This is a genomic window from Williamsia maris (genome assembly GCF_024171815.1).
Lineage (GTDB): Bacteria > Actinomycetota > Actinomycetes > Mycobacteriales > Mycobacteriaceae > Williamsia_A > Williamsia_A maris.
The window spans coordinates 836186-849448 of record NZ_JAMTCJ010000002.1 but is presented as its reverse complement, the minus strand read 5'-3'; the positions used below and the strand labels follow the sequence as shown (position 1 = coordinate 849448).

The following is a 13263-nucleotide window of genomic DNA, read 5'->3' as shown; positions in this document are numbered from 1 at the left end:
ATGATGTCGTCCTCGTGTGTCCGGGCACGACCCGGGAGTCAGCGGACGCGCAGATACTTCTGGACGACCTGCAGGGCGGCGGTACCCGAACGCTCACCGGCGCAATGGACCACGAGGACCTTGCCGCCGTCGATCCCGACAAACCAGCCCGGCCCCTGGGGTCCGTTCGTCCCGACCAGCGCGCGCAGGCCCGGCGCCCCGGTCAGGTCGCTGGCATCGCCGCTCGTCGCCGTCTTGCGCATCGCCGCGGCGATGGCCGAGGCCACCTTCGCGTCGACCGGCCCGAGGTCGCCACCGGTGACGGTCGTGGTGACCCCGCGAACGAAGGTCGGCGCCACCGAACTCATCCTGGCGACCGCGACGCCCAGCGCACCCATCGACACCGGTGACACGGTCAGCGAGCTCGGGTTGTAGGACGCGGCGCTCACCGAGGCCGTCGTGTCGTTGTCCGACAACGGCATCGAGACCCCGGGGATCTTGTAGCCGACGCCGAGTCCGAGGCGGTGCAGCTGCTCCTCGGCCGCACCGCGGTCGCCGCCGGCGGCGGAATCGATGGCCGCGATGACCGGATCGAGCGTGGTGCCCGGCGTCGTCGACGTGGTCAGCGACATCCCGGCGGAGGTCGCCGCGTCGTTGGCCGCAGCGGCGAGGATGGCTCCCGACCGTGCGTCGAGCACCATCATCGTGGCCGGCTGGGCCACCTCGACCACCGAATCGACCAGGGAAAGCTGGATTCCCGAGTTCAGCGTCGTGCGCACGTCGGGTGAGGCCGGCCCCTGCGCACCGGCGAGCCGGTTGGTCGCGCCGTTCGGGGCGACCATCTGTACCGCCCACCCCGCCGTCGCGTCGCGGATGGCCTGCCAGTAGTTCGTCGTCCCCGCCGTCAGCGGCGAGGTGATGCGTCGGTCGGTGACGAGCAGGGCCGAGGTCTTGTCGACGTCGACACCGGCGACGCGATCCGGGTCGCCCGCCAGCACGGTCATGTCCGAGTCGCGCAGTGACACGACGGTCACCGGCTTGCCCGGGGCGGCCGCGAGCCGGTCGGAGATCACCCGGGAGGTGATCAGCGGTGCGATCGGGGCGATGACCCGGGCGAGATCACTTGTCGTGCGCGGGAGATCACGCGTCGTCGACGGGTCGATGACGATGTCGTTGACGGGCTGCAGCGCCATCCAGGGGCGGTTGGCGCCGTCGCGGACCGCCGGGGCGGGGGTGGCGTCGGTGCGGACCGCGGCCAGATGACCACCGGCCTGCATCCCCGAGGCCAGCAGGGTCGGCTCCCACTGGACACGCCATCCGGACGTCAGCTTCCGCGCGGTCCCCGACGTCTGGGTCGTGTACTCGCGGTCCTTGCCCAGGTCGTACCGCGTGGTCAGGTTGTAGGTCGCCGTGTGGTCGGAGTACTCCACCGGGTCGGTGACCTTCACCGACACCGTCGCGGCATGCATCCCGGACAGGGTCGCGCCGATCTGCTCGGCGGCCTGACCCGGCGCCGACGTCAGCTGCGCCGCTCGCGAGGCGTCCTGCGCGCCGAGAGCGGCGGCGAACGTGTCGAGCATGCGCGCCGACTCGGTCTTGGGAGCGTCGGTGAACACCCCGCACGACGCCAGCACGAGAACACCACTGACCACTGAGGCCGCGGCGATACGCGCGCGACCGGACACTGCCACATTCACGTCCCTCATTTCACTCTGGTCACATCACGAATGACACCGTTGGTGTTCCCGATTCGCTTACAGTCCCGTCACGAACGCATAACCAGGGCGAATGCACGTATGGGCGGTGCACGCGCTTGACACCAGATGTAGTGATCGGTCATTCTTCCCTGGTACCCCCGGGGGTATGTTTTTTCCAGCGCGGCGGTCTCGGACCGCCGCCTTTTTCGGCCGTTCCATATACCCCCACCCGTATTGAAGGAGACGCGAGATGACCATTCGAGATGCCCCTCCGTCCGAGGTCGAGCCCCGCGACGCCTCACGACCGGCAGGTCCGCTGGGACGACTCGGGATCACCATGTCCGATCACCGCCGCGTGGTGTTCACGGTGTGGGTGCTGCTGCTCATCGGATTGGGATCGTTGGCACCGTCGGTGTTCTCGTCGTTGGCCGGAGCCGGGTGGCAGGCCAATGGTTCGGAGTCGGTGCAGGTGCGGGAGCTCGCCCGGTCACATCTCGGTGGGAACTCATCGGCTGCGGTTCAGGTGGTCGTCCACTCCGACACCGCCGTCTTCGGCGACCCCGCCATGCTCCGAGCCGTCGACGGCATCGGCGACGTCCTGCGCGGCGACCCCCGCTTCGGCGAGGTCATCGCGCCGCAACCGGGCCAGAGCATCAGCCCCGACCGGCATACCGCGATCGTGATCGCCGGCGCCGCGGCCGACACCGACGCGATGGTCTCGGCCGTCGACGACCACAAGGCTGCGCTCTCGGCATTGTCGAGGGACGGCGTCGAGGTGTACCCGACCGGCGCGTCCGCCCTCTGGTCGGACTTCAACACCGCCAACCACGATGCGATGATCACCGCCGAACTGTTCTCGTGGCCGGTGACGCTGGCCATCATGGTCCTGGCGTTCGGATCGCTGGTCGCGGCCGGTCTGCCCCTGTTGCTCACGATCGCCGGCCTCGTCGCATCCGCGGGTGGACTGGTCCTGCTCAACGAGGTCACACCGATCTCGGTGTGGGCCATGAACTTCGCGATGATGTTCGCTCTCGCCCTGGGAATCGACTACGCGCTGTTCATCGTGTCGCGGTTCCGGGACGCGACCGGCAGAACCGATCCACGCACCGCGGTGCGCGAGACCATGGACACCGCGGGCAAAGCGGTGGTCCTGTCGGGCCTGACCGTGCTGGTCAGTTTGTCGGCGGTCCTGTTGGTGCCGGCACCTGCTGTGCGGACCATGGCGGTCGGGATCATGCTCGCGGTCGGCTTCGTGCTGCTGGCGACGATGACCCTGCTCCCCGCTGCGCTCGGCGGCCTCGGCAGTCGTGTCGATGCGGGGTCGTTGCCGTGGGCGCGCGACCGGGAACTGCGCTCTCCTGCGTTCACCCGGTGGGGAATGCTGATGCACCGCCACCCGTGGCCGTTCGGCCTGGCCGCTCTCGGCATCCTCGTCGCACTCTCGATACCGGTGGTCGGGCTGACGGTGGCGATGCCGTCGATCTCGGTGGTTCCGGAAGACGCTGCGGTCCGCCAGGGCTATTCGGTGGTCGCACAGGAGTTCGGCCCCGGGGCTCCCGGAGCACTGCAGATCGTCACCCCTGCAGCCGACGTCGCCGCCACGGTCGTCGCGGCCCACGGCACGGGCATCGCGTCGGTGACGCCTCCGCAGGCGGCGAGCGACGGTTCCGGATACGTCTTCCTGGAAGCCATACCGGCGGTCGACCCGTCGAGCCCGCGGATGGGGTCGATCCTCGACGGTCTGCGTGAGCGCCTTCCGGCCGACGCCCTCGTCGGAGGGGCCGCCGCGGAGAACCTCGATCTGCAGACCGCCCTCGACGACAACCTCCCGATGGTGGTCGGGATCATCCTGCTGCTCGGCTTCGTGTTGCTGCTCGTCGCTCTCCAGGCCCCGCTGATCGCGGTGCTGGGCACGGTGGTGAGTCTGCTGTCCACCGGGGCCGCGTTCGGCGTCGCTCGACTGATCTTCCAGGACGGCCACGGATCGGGGCTGCTGGGTTTCACACCGCAGGGCTTCCTCGACGGGTGGGGACCGGTGTTCTTCTTCGCGATGATCTTCGCCATCGCCATGGATTACACCGTGTTCCTGCTGGCCACCGCCAAGGAGCACTTCGAACGAACCGGCGATCCGGTGCAGGCGCAGGTCGATGGCCTGGCGCACTCCGGTCGCGTGATCCTCGCGGCCGCAGCCGTCATGGTCGCGGTGTTCCTCACCTTTGCGCTGTCGGATCCGTTGCCACCCAAAGAGATGGGCATCGTCCTCGGTGTCGCGGTCCTGCTGGACGCGACATTGGTTCGACTGATGCTGCTTCCCGTGCTGCTACGCCTCACCGGACGCGCGGCCTGGTGGTCGCCGTCCTGGCTGCGGCGCGTCCTGCCCGACATCCGCTTCGCCCATTGACACACCGGCCAGACCGGAACCGTTCGCCCCGACCATGGAGAAGACATGACCACCATCGCTCTGAGCACCACCATCACCGACACCGATGTCGAGACCGCCGTCGCGCGCACCACCGCGGCGCTCGCCGTGCACGGTTTCGGGATCCTCACCGAGATCGATGTCGCCGCCACGATGAAACGCAAGCTCGACGTCGACATGCCGCCGTATCTGATCCTCGGGGCGTGCAACCCGGCCCTGGCCCATGAGGCCCTCGAGGTGATGGCGCAGGTCGGTTTGTTGCTGCCGTGCAACGTCGTCGTCCGCACCGACCCCGCCGACGAGTCGGGGCGGACCGTCATCGTGGAGGCGATGAACCCGGAAATGATGGTGACCGCCACCGGTGAGGGCGGTCTGCGGTCGGTCGCCGAGCGTGCGGGCACGCTGCTCGCGGCCGCGATCGCCGACCTGGCACCCTGATCACATGCCCCCAGGGGTACTACCCTGAGAGGGACCACATGGAAGGAACCTGCTGATGACCGGTGACGACGAAACCCAGGCACTCGTACTCAACCGCCTCCGCCGGGCGCACGGCCAACTCGCGGGCGTCATCTCGATGATCGAGAACGGCCGCAACTGCAAGGACGTGGTGACCCAGCTCGCCGCGGTCTCGCGGGCATTGGACAAGGCCGGCTTCAAGATCGTGGCCACCGGCCTGCGGGAGTGCATCACCGGCGACGCGGCCGACAACTCCGAACCGCTGACCGAGGCGGAGTTGGAGAAGCTCTTCCTCGCGCTGGCCTGAGACACGTGGACACCGCATCGTCGCGCCTGGTCATCCGCTCGGACGAGCGCGCCCGGACCTCCACGGACTGGCTCGAGTCGCGCCATGGCTTCTCCTTCGGCGACCACTACGACCCCGACAACACCCATCACGGCGTGCTGCTCGCGTTCAACGAGGACGTCGTCGCGCCCGGCGCGGGTTTCGACACCCACCGGCACCGCGACATGGAGGTGCTGACGTGGGTGGTGTCGGGGACGATGGTGCACTCGGACTCCGACGGACACTCCGGCCTCCTTCATCGGGGTCTCGTGCAGCGGATGAGCGCCGGCTCGGGCACCGAGCACACCGAGCGCAACGACACCTGGTCCGATGCACCGGCCGCGGGAACGGCGCCCGCGCACCTCGTGCAGAGCTGGGTGATCCCCGATCGTCCTGGCGGCGAGCCGAGCTACCAGCAGCACGACGTGACCGCCGCGCTCGACGCAGGGGAACTGGTCCTCGTGGCCTCGGGCGATCCGGGACGCGGCGCCGCGATCGGCATCGGCAACCGCGATGCCTCCCTGCACGTCGGACGGCCGGCGGTGGGCGCCACGGTGGCGCTGCCCGTCGCACGGTTCGTGCACCTGTTCGTGGTCGCCGGGGAGGTCCGGCTCGACGACGGGACATCCCTCGCGTCCGGCGACACGGTCCGGTTCACCGACCACGGTGCGGCGTCGGTCACCGCCACCTCGGCCGCGGAGATCATGGTCTGGGAGATGCACCGTGGGCTCACCGATCAGGTGACCGGCACCTGACGGATCGCGAAACCGGTGCCAGGATGGTCGGGTGACCTCAGCGACTGACACTGCCAACGCCTCCGGTTCCACACCGCCCTCGGGCATCGACCTCGAGTGGGTCGACGAATCGGTGCGCGCCCAGGACGACCTGTTCGAGCACGTGAACGGCGTCTGGATCCGCGACCACGCCATCCCCGACGATCGTCCGCTGGACGGATCGTTCCTCGCACTGCGCGACGCCGCCGAGGAGAACGTGCGCGATCTGGTCGTCGAGTGCGCCGAGTCCGACGCGGCCCCGGGCACCGACGCCGCGCGGATCGGTGACCTCTACGCCAGCTTCATGGACTCCGAGCGTGCCGACGCCCTGGGCACCGACCCGATCCGCGCCGACCTCGACCGCATCGCCGCGGTCGACTCGGTCAGCGACCTGGCCGGCGTCATCGGCGGACTCCAGCGCACCGGCACCGGTGGCGCGATCGGCTTCTACGTCGACACCGACTCCAAGAAATCTGACCGCTACGTCGTGCACCTGACGCAGTCGGGCATCGGACTGCCCGACGAGTCGTACTACCACGACGAGAAGCACGCGCAGACCCGCGAGCAGTACGTCGAGCACGTCCGGAAGATGTTCGCACTGGCTGGATTCGACGACGCCGAGCGACGCGCGCAGACCGTCATGGCCCTGGAGACCGCGATCGCCGGACACCACTGGGACGTGGTCCGTCGACGCGACGCCGAGAAGTCCTACAACCTGCGCACCCTGGCCGAGGTGACCTCCGAGGCAGGGGGTTTCGACATCGCCGCGTGGCTGCGCGGACTCGGTGCCGATGATGCCGCGTTCGCCGAGATCGTGGTCGGACAGCCGTCGTTCGTCTCCGGGGTGGGCGCGCTGTTCGCCGAGCGCGACCTGGCCGAGTGGATCGTCTGGGCGCAGTGGCGACTGCTGCATTCGGCTGCGCCGTACCTGTCCGGCGACGTCGTCGAGGAGAACTTCGACTTCTACGGCCGGAACCTGTCGGGGACCCCCGCGATGCGGGAACGCTGGAAGCGCGGTGTCGGCCTCGTCGAGGGCGGACTGGGATTCGCGGTCGGCAAGCTGTACGTGGACAAGCACTTCCCGCCGGCCGCCAAGGCGCGGATGGACGAACTGATCGCCAATCTCGTCGAGGCGTACCGCCGCAACATCTCCGACCTGGACTGGATGAGCCCCGAGACACGGGAGCGGGCCCTGACCAAGCTGGGCAAGTTCACCCCGAAGATCGGTTACCCCGAGACCTGGCGCGACTACGACGGCCTCGAGATCGACCGCGCCGACCTGGTCGGGAACGTCGCGCGTGCCAACGCCTTCGAGCAGGATCGGGAGCTGGCGAAGATCGGTGGGCCGGTCGATCACGACGAGTGGTTCATGACGCCGCAGACGGTCAACGCCTACTACAACCCCGGTATGAACGAGATCGTCTTCCCGGCCGCGATCCTGCAGCCGCCGTTCTTCGACCCGGACGCCGACGACGCCGCCAACTACGGCGGCATCGGTGCGGTGATCGGCCACGAGATCGGTCACGGCTTCGACGACCAGGGCGCCAAGTACGACGGTGACGGCAACCTCGTCGACTGGTGGACCGACTCCGATCGCACCGAGTTCGGCAAGCGGACCCGGGCCCTGATCGAGCAGTACAGCACCTTCACACCCAAGGGTCTGGACGAGAAGTACACGGTCAACGGCGAATTCACCATCGGTGAGAACATCGGCGACCTCGGCGGCCTGTCGATCTCGTTGGCCGCCTACCGGATCGCCACCGAGGACTCCGAGCCGCCGGTGATCGACGGCCTGACCGGCCTGCAGCGGGTGTTCTTCGGATGGGCCCAGGTGTGGCGCACCAAGACCCGCGAGGCCGAGGCCATCCGACGGCTGTCCATCGACCCGCACTCCCCGCCGGAGTTCCGATGCAACGGCGTCATCCGCAACATCGACGCCTTCTACGACGCGTTCGAGGTCTCCCCCGGTGACGCGCTCTACCTCGAGGAGTCCCAGCGCGTCCACATCTGGTGAGACCAGCGGCTCACCGACCCCACGGGGACGCGGTCGTCAGTTCGCGCTGAAGTCGGTGAGCCCGTCGCCGGGGTCGACCCGACCGCCGACGGTGTTGCGCACGATGACCGGCGCACCCGTCGGCGCGTTGTCGTAGAACCACTTCCCGTCATCCATGCTGACGTTCAGGCATCCGTGGCTGGTGTTCGACCGGCCCTGCTGCGCCACCGACCACGGCGCGGCGTGCACGAAGATGCCGCCCGCGGAGATCCGGGTCGCGTACTCGACGTAGGTCCGGTAGCCCTCCGGGGAGTCGACCGGCACGCCGTAGGTCGAGCTGTCCATGAACATGTCCCGGAAACGCTCGCCGACGGTGTAGGTGCCGTTGGGGGTGGGATGGACGTTGCTGCCCATCGACGTCGGCATCGTCCTGACCATCGCACCGTTCACGGTCACGGTCACGGTGTGGGTGTTGTCGTCGGCCGTCGCGACCCATGCGTCACCGATCGTGAACGCGGACTTCGTCTTCCCGGCCTCGACGGTCACCCGGGTGTGCGCGGGCCACAGTCCGCTGTCGGGCTTCCATCGCACCTGCTTGTTGCCTGCCCAGTACAGATGACCCGCCACGGCCGGACGGGTGGTCACCCGGATGGCGCGTTGCGCGGCGTCCCGGTCGTCGATCGCGTCGTCGAAGGTCAGGATGATCGGCTGGGCGATCCCCACGGTCGCACCGTCGGCGGGCGTGAACGTCGGGACCGAGAAGTTGGCGCGTGCGAGCGGGGGCGGGGTCGACGGCGAACCCGGGACGGAAACGCCCGGGATGTCGGGGCCGCCGGGCCACAGGGGATCGGCGGACACCGCCGGAACGGCGACCGCGGTGGCGATCACCACCGCGCCGACGGCCACGAACGCGCGGACCGACCCACGCCACGAACCTGCGATGGTGTTCGGCATGGGGGTCACCTCGGTGTCACAGCCGCTGGCCGGCGAACAATGCAGGTCAGACGGTCGGCCCGCGTTGGCTCGGGGTCGACTCGTGTCGGCAGAACGGTCATTATCCGATCACCCGGCCACCGGCCCGGCACGCTGGCTACACTCTCACCACTGGCTTCGTCGGGAGCGGAGTCGTCGCCGAGCAATGGCCGTGTGCCTGGAACGAACAGTAGATGAGATGGACCAGTTGAGTCAGGAAGTCGCGGAAAAGACCGCAGGGGGAACGATCATGGAGACCATCGCCGAATCCAACGGTGAGATCGTCGACGCCGGTGTCCTGGCGCAGACGCCGCGCGCGGTCGACGTCACGCCGATCGCAGCCCTGCCCGCCCAGATGGCCGACATCGCCCGTCGCCTCCGGTCGGAGAGCAAGGACACCGAGACCATCCTGCGTGCCATCAGCATCTCGGCCGTCGAGTCCATCCCCGGCGCCGAGTACGCCAGCATCACGCTGGTCACCGGCGATGCGACCGTGGAGAGTCCGGTGCTCATCGGCGACCTCGCCCGCGAGTCCGACCGGCTGCAGGCCGAGCTCCGCGAGGGCCCGTGCATCCGGTCCGCACTCGACTCCGACACGGTCTGGATCAGCGACATGCGGTCCGAGGACCGGTGGCCCTCGTTCTCCCGGGCTGCGGCCGACCTGGGGATCCGGTCGATGCTGTGCTTCTGCCTCTACGTGGAGGGCGACAACTTCGGCGCACTGAACCTGCACTCCACGCAGGTCGACGCCTACGACGACGACTCCCGGTCGATCGGCAGCCTGTTCGCCGCACACGCCGCGATCGCCTTCTCCGCGGTGCGGGAGAAGGAACAGATCCGTGCCGCTCTGACCAACCGCGACATCATCGGTCAAGCCAAGGGCATGCTGATGGAGCGTTACACCCTCAGCTCCGACGAGGCGTTCCGACTGCTCGCGCGGCTGTCCCAGGACTCCAACACCAAGCTGGCCGACGTGGCCCTGCAGGTCGTCGACGCCGGTCCCGGCGAGTAACCGCTCAGCGTCGCAGTACGCGGCGGGCGACCCGCTTCAGCGCGGTAACCGCGCGGATCCGTCCGATGGTGATCCCGGTGATGACGGGCAGCACGATGCCCGCGGCCGGGATCGTGTCGGGCACGGCCCAGACGTCGAACGCATCCATCAGTTCGCCGTTCGACCACGCCTTCTTCACCGGTGTGACCCCCCGGCCGTGATGGATCCGATCCACACCGAGCTCGTCGTGGTGATCGACGATCCAGACCATCAGCTGGTGGCCGGGCTGTAGTCGGGCGTGGTCGGGGTCGAAGTGGGTGAGGTAGCGGGCCCAGGTGGTGCCGCACTTCACGGCGATGTCGTGACCGACCCAGACGCCACCGACGGTCACCCCGAGCACCCGCATCCGACCGGCGCGCGCCTCCCCGGCGAGTACCGCACGCACCAGCGTGCCGCGCTCGCCCTCGAGCCACTGATCCCACTTCGGTCGCGACTCGGCCCGTTTCGACGCCACCCCGACCATGACCTCCCACCGGCGGTCCAGGTCGGCCACCGTCTGAAGGAGCTCGAACCGGACATCGTCACCGGCGGTCTCGTATTTCGTGCGCACCGACCGCAGCTGGCTCAGCGTGCGTTTGCTGCGGACGTCGCGGGCGGTCCACCCCGGCTGCAACGCCAGTACGGGGATCTCGCTGACGACCCTCGCGTGCACGCGCCAGCGGGGGTCGTCGCGCAGTGCACCGAGCAGGTCGCTGTCGGCGGCGAGTTGGTCGAGGTGCAGGATCTGGCGGCGCTCGGCCAGCCGGTCCGCGAGTTCTCGGGCCGCCGACGCGTCGGTCGTGAGGGCGTCACCACCCTGCCCCAGTCCGTGGCTCATGAGTTTCGCGATCGACACCGGACCCACGCGGCGGCTCGCGAGCGCCGCCATCGCACGCAGCTCTCCCCGGTCGTGCACCGACACCAGCGTCGGTGTCACCGAACGCATCTCGGCCACCGCGGCGCTGTAGACGGCGCCGTCGGTGAAGCGGGCGCCCAGTGCAGCGGACAGTTGATCCCATTGATCGACAAGGTCGATTTCTTTGTTCCCCCCGGACACGCGTCCAGAGTAGCAATGGCAAAGAGAAGGTAAAGTCGCCGCTGGTCAGCGACCCAGGAACGCCAACACCGCGCTCTCGAACGCGGCCTTCGCCTCGATCATGACCCAGTGCCCGCAGCGAGGGAACACGTGCAGTTCGGCGTCGGGGATGGTCCGCATCGGCAGCAACGCCATGTCCGGCGGGCTGACGCGGTCGTCACGACCCCAGGTGAGCAGCGTGGGACAGGCGACCTTGTGCAGCATCGACCAGTACGGCGGGGTGTCGGACGAGGCCATGAACTGCTGCTGCATCTCGAAGGCCGCCGAGCCGTACATCGATCGGCCGGTCTCGAGGGCGTCGGGGTTGTTGGCCGCCTCCCACCGCTCGGCGATCAGCTCGTCGGTCACCAGCGACTTGTCGAACACCATGCCGCGCAGCCAGCGCACCAGCTTGTCCTCATCCGGCGCATCGGCGAACTCCTGCAGGAGCTGCAGGCCCTCGGTGGGCTGCGGACTGAACAGGTTGGCGCCGACGCCGCCGATGGTCACCAGCTTCGACACCAGCGCCGGCTTGCGGATGGCGAGGTTGACCCCGACGACACCGCCCATCGAGTTGCCGATGAACGCGGCCGATTCGATCCCGAGCGCCTTCATGAAGACGTTGACCGACTTCCCTGCGTCGAGCACCGGCATCCCGCCCCAGGCGTCGCTCACCCCGAACCCGGGGAACTCCAGGACGTAGCAGTGGTGATGGTCGGCGAAGGTGCCGAGGTTGCCGCGGAAGTTGCGCCAGCCGGTGACGCCGGGGCCGGACCCGTGCAGCAGGATCAGCGGCGGCCCCTCGCCGGCCTCGTGATAGCGCAGCACGCCGTAGTCGGTGGTCAGTTCCCGCGCGGTGCCCTCGAATGTCACGTCCACACCGACAGACTAGAACGTGTGTCAGTTCTGCGGTACCGCGGCCGCTCCGTAGGAGTACGCGTCGAGATCGAAACGACGGCTCGCCCACATCGTCTCGAGCGTGGGCGACGGGCGGAACGGGACGTCGCCGTGCACGTCGAAGTAGTAGCTGTTGGCGTTGCCGCAGCCGCCCTGGAAGAACACTTGGTTCTTCCGCCTGCCCAGCACCGACTCGAAATACTCCGCGTTGGCCTTCTCGGTCACCTCCACCCGCGTCGCCGCCTGTCCGCGTGCGTGCCGCAGCACCCGGACGATGTGGTTCGACTGGGTCTCGATGAGGTTGAAGTACGACGAGCCGTTGAAGCCGTAGGGGCCGAGGATGGTGAAGAAGTTGGGGATGCCCGGCACCGACACCCCCTGGAACGCCTGGAAGCGGTTCTCGTCCCACCACGTCTCGAGGTCCCGACCACCCGATCCCTGCACCGGGAACGGCGGCATGTTCCCGTGCTCGAACACCTTGAACCCGGTGGCGAGGATCAGGATGTCGACGTCGTGTTCGGTGCCGTCGACGGTCCGGATCCCGGTCGGGGTCACCGACTCGATGCCCGAGGTCTCCAGGGTCACGTTGTCGCGGTTGAACGCACGCAGATAGGCGTTGGAGAAGCTGGGGCGCTTGCAGCCGAGTGAGTAGTGCGGTGTCAGCTTGGCCCGGGTCTCCGGATCGGTGACCTGGTTGTTCAGGTGTCTACGCCCCATCCGCTCCCCCACCGTCGCGATCGGCACGATGCCGTTGAAGTGCGCCGGTGTCGGGAAGTTCAGCTCGACGAACGCCTGGCTCACCGTGCGCGCGACGCGTTTGAGTCCCGGGATCCGCCGCAGGGCCAGACGCGCCGGCCCGGGCAGGATCGCATCGGGTTTGGGTAGACACCAGATCGCGGTGCGCTGGAAGACCGTCAGGTGCTCGACCTCGGGCGCGATGGAGGGTATGACCTGCACCGCCGACGCACCGGTGCCGACGATCGCCACGCGCTTGCCCGCGAGGTCGACGTCGTGGTCCCACCGCGCGGTGTGCATCACGGTGCCGGCGAAGTCGTCGAGTCCGTCGATGGCGGGCGGCTTCGGCTGGGTCAGCACGCCGGTCGCGCCCACGACATGGCGTGCGGAGATGGTGTCGCCGGTGGCCGTGGTCAGGGTCCAGATGTCGGTCTCGTCGTCGAACACCGCGCCGACGATCCGCGTGTTGAGCCGGGTGTGTGAGTCGACGCCGTACTTGCGGACGCAGTGGTCGGCGTACTGCTTGAGTTCCTCGCCGGGCGCGTAGACCCGCGACCAGTCGGAGATCTGCTCGAAGGAGAACTGGTAGCTGAACGACGGGATGTCCACCCCGACACCGGGGTAGGTGTTCCAGAACCACGCGCCGCCCAGTCCGTCGCCGTCCTCGACCAGCAGGTAGTCGTCGAAACCGGCGCGGGCGAGGATGATGGCCGCGCCGATGCCGGAGAATCCACCACCCACGATCACGACTTCGTGGTCGGGCCCGGACTGTGCAACGTTGCCATTCATGAATGTCACTATTGCTGACCCCGCGTCGAAAGGAAAGCCCGCGGCGTCAGTCTCGGCGGGTACTTCGCGACTGCTGTTGTGCTGACTGTGTGGAAATCGCCGTCGACTGTGCCGGCGACCGCA

11 protein-coding genes are annotated in these 13263 nt (G+C 68.5%); 6 read left to right on the top strand and 5 right to left on the bottom strand.

The genetic code is table 11. The features are described 5' to 3' along the window. Window positions 1–38: 38 nt before the first annotated feature. Window positions 39–1685: an NTF2-like N-terminal transpeptidase domain-containing protein gene (locus LX13_RS10975; protein WP_372499872.1), complete on the bottom strand. Its 1647-nt coding sequence runs from the start codon at window positions 1683–1685 to the stop codon at window positions 39–41. Between the two features lie 241 nt (window positions 1686–1926). Here LX13_RS10975 and LX13_RS10970 point away from each other — a divergent pair, with 241 nt between their 5' ends. From LX13_RS10970 to LX13_RS10950, 5 genes are read left to right on the top strand one after another with little or no spacing between them, the layout of a single operon-like run. After that, window positions 1927–4077 carry an MMPL family transporter gene (locus LX13_RS10970; protein ID WP_253661358.1) on the top strand — a complete coding sequence of 717 codons (2151 nt, stop codon included), beginning with the start codon at window positions 1927–1929 and terminating at the stop codon, window positions 4075–4077. Between the two features lie 45 nt (window positions 4078–4122). Continuing rightward, window positions 4123–4533: a DUF302 domain-containing protein gene (locus LX13_RS10965; RefSeq protein WP_253661357.1), complete on the top strand. Its 411-nt coding sequence runs from the start codon at window positions 4123–4125 to the stop codon at window positions 4531–4533. Between the two features lie 55 nt (window positions 4534–4588). After that, the gene (locus LX13_RS10960; protein ID WP_253661356.1) at window positions 4589–4858 is read left to right on the top strand and encodes a metal-sensitive transcriptional regulator; all 270 of its coding nucleotides are present in this window, start codon (window positions 4589–4591) and stop codon (window positions 4856–4858) included. 5 nt (window positions 4859–4863) lie between these two features. Beyond that, complete coding sequence (locus tag LX13_RS10955) at window positions 4864–5631, top strand: pirin family protein (RefSeq protein WP_253661355.1); 768 nt, start codon at window positions 4864–4866, stop codon at window positions 5629–5631. Window positions 5632–5662: 31 nt separating this feature from the next. After that, window positions 5663–7663 carry a M13 family metallopeptidase gene (locus LX13_RS10950; protein ID WP_253661354.1) on the top strand — a complete coding sequence of 667 codons (2001 nt, stop codon included), beginning with the start codon at window positions 5663–5665 and terminating at the stop codon, window positions 7661–7663. Between the two features lie 36 nt (window positions 7664–7699). On the opposite strand, the gene LX13_RS10945 is transcribed toward LX13_RS10950, so the two are convergent. Continuing rightward, the gene (locus LX13_RS10945; RefSeq protein WP_253661353.1) at window positions 7700–8596 is read right to left on the bottom strand and encodes a L,D-transpeptidase; all 897 of its coding nucleotides are present in this window, start codon (window positions 8594–8596) and stop codon (window positions 7700–7702) included. A gap of 373 nt (window positions 8597–8969) precedes the next feature. Between LX13_RS10945 and LX13_RS10940 the strand changes: the two genes are divergently transcribed. Continuing rightward, window positions 8970–9626, top strand: coding sequence for a GAF and ANTAR domain-containing protein (locus LX13_RS10940; protein WP_253661812.1), 657 nt, complete (start codon window positions 8970–8972; stop codon window positions 9624–9626). A 4-nt stretch (window positions 9627–9630) separates the two neighbouring features. Here the strand turns inward: LX13_RS10940 and LX13_RS10935 are convergent, their stop codons facing one another. Genes LX13_RS10935 through LX13_RS10925 form a run of 3 tightly spaced genes read right to left on the bottom strand, consistent with a single transcriptional unit; the run spans window position 9631 to window position 13140 of the window. Continuing rightward, entirely contained in the window at window positions 9631–10701 is a 1071-nt protein-coding gene (locus tag LX13_RS10935; RefSeq protein ID WP_253661352.1) for a GNAT family N-acetyltransferase, read from the bottom strand. 45 nt (window positions 10702–10746) lie between these two features. Next, window positions 10747–11598 carry an alpha/beta fold hydrolase gene (locus LX13_RS10930; RefSeq protein ID WP_253661351.1) on the bottom strand — a complete coding sequence of 284 codons (852 nt, stop codon included), beginning with the start codon at window positions 11596–11598 and terminating at the stop codon, window positions 10747–10749. A gap of 21 nt (window positions 11599–11619) precedes the next feature. Next, window positions 11620–13140 carry a flavin-containing monooxygenase gene (locus tag LX13_RS10925; protein WP_253661350.1) on the bottom strand — a complete coding sequence of 507 codons (1521 nt, stop codon included), beginning with the start codon at window positions 13138–13140 and terminating at the stop codon, window positions 11620–11622. Window positions 13141–13263: the final 123 nt, after the last annotated feature.

What these genes read in the sequence shown, in the direction of transcription:
- LX13_RS10975 (WP_372499872.1), bottom strand. Translation starts at nt 1,685, where the DNA reads ATGAGGGACGTGAATGTGGCAGTGTCCGGTCGCGCGCGTATCGCCGCG.
- LX13_RS10970 (WP_253661358.1), top strand. Translation starts at nt 1,927, where the DNA reads ATGACCATTCGAGATGCCCCTCCGTCCGAGGTCGAGCCCCGCGACGCC.
- LX13_RS10965 (WP_253661357.1), top strand. Translation starts at nt 4,123, where the DNA reads ATGACCACCATCGCTCTGAGCACCACCATCACCGACACCGATGTCGAG.
- LX13_RS10960 (WP_253661356.1), top strand. Translation starts at nt 4,589, where the DNA reads ATGACCGGTGACGACGAAACCCAGGCACTCGTACTCAACCGCCTCCGC.
- LX13_RS10945 (WP_253661353.1), bottom strand. Translation starts at nt 8,596, where the DNA reads ATGCCGAACACCATCGCAGGTTCGTGGCGTGGGTCGGTCCGCGCGTTC.
- LX13_RS10940 (WP_253661812.1), top strand. Translation starts at nt 8,970, where the DNA reads ATGGCCGACATCGCCCGTCGCCTCCGGTCGGAGAGCAAGGACACCGAG.
- LX13_RS10925 (WP_253661350.1), bottom strand. Translation starts at nt 13,140, where the DNA reads ATGAATGGCAACGTTGCACAGTCCGGGCCCGACCACGAAGTCGTGATC.